Source organism: Mesorhizobium sp. M4A.F.Ca.ET.050.02.1.1, from assembly GCF_003997725.1.
Taxonomy (GTDB): domain Bacteria; phylum Pseudomonadota; class Alphaproteobacteria; order Rhizobiales; family Rhizobiaceae; genus Mesorhizobium.
Genome location: NZ_RZSG01001300.1, coordinates 1 through 887 on the forward strand (window position 1 = coordinate 1; position 887 = coordinate 887).

Consider the following 887-nt stretch of genomic DNA (forward strand, 5'->3'; position numbering starts at 1 on the left):
ACTTCGACCAGTCGAAGGTGCCGCCGTCGACGATGGCGCCGCCGATCGAATTGCCGTGGCCGCCGATGAACTTGGTCAGCGAATGGACGACGATGTCGGCGCCGTGCTCGATCGGCCGCACCAGATAGGGCGAGGCCAGCGTGTTGTCGACGATCAGCGGCAGGCCGTGCTTGCGGGCGATGTCGCCGATCTTCTCGATGTCGACGAAGATGCCGCCCGGATTGGCAAGGCTCTCGATGAAGATCGCCTTGGTCCTGTCGTCGATCTGGCTTTCGAAGGTTGAGACATCGTTGGTGTCGGCCCAGCGAACCTCCCAGCCATAATTCTTGAAGGCGTGGCCAAACTGGTTGATCGAGCCGCCGTAAAGCCTTGTCGCGGCGACGAAATTGTCGCCCGGCTGCATCAGATTGTGGAACACCAGTATCTGCGCGGCGTGGCCGGATGCGACCGCCAGCGCCGCGGTGCCGCCCTCGAGCGCCGCGACGCGCTCCTCGAGCACCGCCTGGGTGGGGTTCATGATGCGGGTGTAGATGTTGCCGAAGGCCTTCAAGCCGAACAGCGAAGCGGCATGGTCGGCGTCATCGAAAACATAGGAGGTGGTCTGGTAGATCGGGGTCGCCCGGGCGCCCGTCGCCGGATCGGGCTTGGCGCCGGCATGAATGGCGAGCGTGTTGAAACCGGGCGTACGCGTCATCGAAAACTCCCTCAGGAACCTGCGCAAGAAATCGCCGGGCATTCTTGGCGAAGGCCGGCCATGAATGCAAAGAAGAAAATACCTTTCGGCGAGGGATCCGCGACGAACGCCCGAGAAAATCCTATTCTTCCCGGAATAATTTTGCGCCGCGGCAGCCGGGCTATTTTTGCCTTACGCCGAAGCTCTGGAAGCC

At 62.1% G+C, this 887-nt stretch carries 2 protein-coding genes; both read right to left on the reverse strand.

What is annotated here, in order from left to right; genetic code table 11:
• Positions 1–694: aminotransferase class I/II-fold pyridoxal phosphate-dependent enzyme (locus tag EOA33_RS37085; RefSeq protein WP_127407818.1), on the reverse strand; the 694-nt coding region annotated here is incomplete at its 3' end.
• 11 nt (positions 695–705) lie between these two features.
• The coding region (locus EOA33_RS40015) for a hypothetical protein (protein WP_210212659.1) at positions 706–887 on the reverse strand (182 nt) is incomplete at its 5' end.